This is a genomic window from Mesorhizobium sp. M1A.F.Ca.IN.020.03.2.1, from assembly GCF_004023205.1.
Taxonomy (GTDB): domain Bacteria; phylum Pseudomonadota; class Alphaproteobacteria; order Rhizobiales; family Rhizobiaceae; genus Mesorhizobium.
This window is the reverse complement of record NZ_RZSV01000410.1, coordinates 1-2,396: the sequence shown is the minus strand read 5'-3', so window position 1 is coordinate 2,396 and position 2,396 is coordinate 1. Positions and strand designations below refer to the sequence as shown.

3 protein-coding genes are annotated in these 2,396 nt (G+C 65.2%); 2 read left to right on the top strand and 1 reads right to left on the bottom strand.

Features of this window, described 5'->3' with window-relative positions; translation table 11 throughout:
• The coding region (locus tag EOA79_RS31420; RefSeq protein WP_128293655.1) for a ribbon-helix-helix domain-containing protein at positions 1 to 179 on the top strand (179 nt) is incomplete at its 5' end.
• A 6-nt stretch (positions 180 to 185) separates the two neighbouring features.
• On the opposite strand, the gene EOA79_RS31415 is transcribed toward EOA79_RS31420, so the two are convergent.
• Positions 186 to 1,988: a chloride channel protein gene (locus EOA79_RS31415; protein ID WP_095824899.1), complete on the bottom strand. Its 1,803-nt coding sequence runs from the start codon at positions 1,986 to 1,988 to the stop codon at positions 186 to 188.
• Between the two features lie 178 nt (positions 1,989 to 2,166).
• Here EOA79_RS31415 and EOA79_RS31410 point away from each other — a divergent pair.
• On the top strand, positions 2,167 to 2,396 hold a 230-nt coding region (locus EOA79_RS31410), incomplete at its 3' end, for a helix-turn-helix domain-containing protein (RefSeq protein ID WP_164894046.1).

Genomic DNA, 2,396 nt, shown 5'->3' with positions numbered 1-2,396 from the left:
GTTTTTCCCTGGAGCAACCCTTCTACGACGATTTGGTGGCGATCGCGACGCAGCGCTCGCTGTCGCTCGCGGCCCTCGTTGCCGAGATCGACGAAACGCGGACCCGTGACGCCAACCTCTCCTCCGCGCTCAGACTCTACGTGCTCGCCTGGGCAAAGCGCGGCGGCAAGGCATCTTGACCGGCCTCAGACCGGATCGCCGAGGCTTTCCTGCGCCTTGCGCTTGGCGCCGAAGCTGAGCAGGGCCGAACGGTCGCGTTCCTCGGCCTGCTTTTTCGACCGCACCCGCATCAGGTCCTTCCAGCCGATATAGCCGACCAGCCGTGCATCCTCGCGCGAGACGACCGGCAGATGCGAGACGTTGGCCAGGAGCAGCTTGTCTGACAGTCCTTCCAGATATTCGTCGGGATAGGCGAGCGTGACCTTGCTGCCGGCCAAAAGTTCGCCGAGCGTCGTCTTGCGGTGCTTGCCGGCGCGGCGCCAACGCAGGATCGCCGGCGGATCGATGAGGCCGAGCACATGGCCTTTCTCGTCGATCACAGGAAAGCTCGGATGGCGCGTGTCCGGGGCGGTCAGGAATGCCGCCGCGCCGTGCAGCGTCATCGTCGCCGGCACGCTCTCGACCTTGGTCGTCATCACCTCGCGCACCCTGGTCAGCGCGAAGGGATCGACGCGGTATTCGCGAACGAGGTGATGTCCGCGCCGCGCCACCTTTTCGGTCAGGATCGATCGCTTCATCAACAGCACGGTGACGGCATGGGCGGTGGCGCAGGCTGCGATCAGCGGCACCAGCATGTGGGTGTTGCCGGTGAGTTCGACCGCGAAGAAGGTCGCGGTCAGCGGCGCGCGCATGGTGCCGCCCATGGTCGCGGCCATCGCCAGCAGCGGCCAGAAGCCGGGCGTCGCCTCGGGCAGGATGCCGGCAAGCACCGCGCCCATCGCGCCGCCCATGATCAAGAGCGGCGCCAGCACGCCGCCCGACGTTCCCGAACCCAGCGCCACCGACCAGATAATGGCCTTGACGACCAAAAGCGTCAGCGCTGCCGCCGCCAGCACATGGCCATCCAACATGTTGGCGATGTTGTCGTAGCCGACACCGAGCGCCTGCGGCTCGATCAGTCCACCGATACCGACCACCAGGCCGCCGATCATCGGCCACCACATCCAGTGTATCGGCAGCTTCTGGAAGGCGTCCTCGCAGGCATAGACCATTTGCGTCAGCAAGCCGGAGAGCAGGCCGGCGGCAATCCCGACCAGCACCCAGCCACCCAATCCGGCGATCGACGCTTCCATGCTGCCCGAGAACGGGAAGATGGGTCCGGGCAGGTGCAGCAAGGTGCGTTCGACCTCGGCGACGATGGCGGCAACGGCGACCGGGATGAAGCTGCGCGGCGTCCATTCGAATAGCAGCAGCTCGACGGCGAGCATGATTGCCGCGATCGGCGTGCCGAACACGGTCGTCATGCCGGCCGCCGCGCCCGCCACCAGCAGCGTCTTGCGTTCATTGTCGCTGACCGGCAGCATCTGCGCGATCAACGAGCCGATCGCCCCGCCGGTCATGATGATCGGCCCTTCGGCGCCGAACGGTCCGCCTGAGCCGATCGAGATCGCCGACGACAATGGCTTCAATACCGCCACTTTGGCGTCGAGCCGCGAGCGGCCGAGCAGGATTGCTTCGATGGCTTCCGGAATGCCGTGGCCGCGGATCTTTTCGCTGCCGAAGCGCGCCATCAGCCCGATGACCAGCGCGCCGATTACTGGAACCAGCACGGCGGCATAGCCGAGCGGCGTGTCCTCGAGCCTGAGCTCGGCCAGTGTGAACTGGCCGAAATAGGCGATGTTGGTGGCGAGCCTTATCAGCTTCAACAGCGCGATGCCGGCAAACAGCCCGGCGGTCGCCACAACGACTGCGATGGCGGCGATGATGAGCACCCGCGGATCGGTGGTGAAGTCGCGGAGATGGCCGTTTCCGGCATGAGCGGATTTCATTTGGGAGCCTGAGCTTTCTGGCGGCGCGGTACCGTCCGGTTGTCGGGCGGCTACATATCGTAACACGATATAATTCTTCAAGGCCGTTTTTGGTGGTTGCTCCGCGTCATTTTGGTCATGGATGCGCCAGGCTTTCATTAGAGTTGAGCTTTGGCCGGAAAGGGCGATAAGTCGTGGCATGACGCATCCGAAGAAACCACGTCCCGCCATCAGCCAGGCCGACTATCAGCGGCTTTCGGAGTTCCGCTACCTGATCCGCCGCTTCCTCGAATTCAGCCAGTTGCAGGCGAATGAGGCGGGCTTGACCCCGCGCCAGCACCAGGCGCTGCTGGCGATCAAGGGCTATCCCGGCGGCGGGCCGGTGGCAGTGGGCGATCTGGCGGAGCGGTTGCGCATCCGCCACCACAG

Bases quoted from the DNA above. Each gene is read 5' to 3' on its own strand.
- EOA79_RS31415 (WP_095824899.1), bottom strand. From the start codon at position 1,988: ATGAAATCCGCTCATGCCGGAAACGGCCATCTCCGCGACTTCACCACC.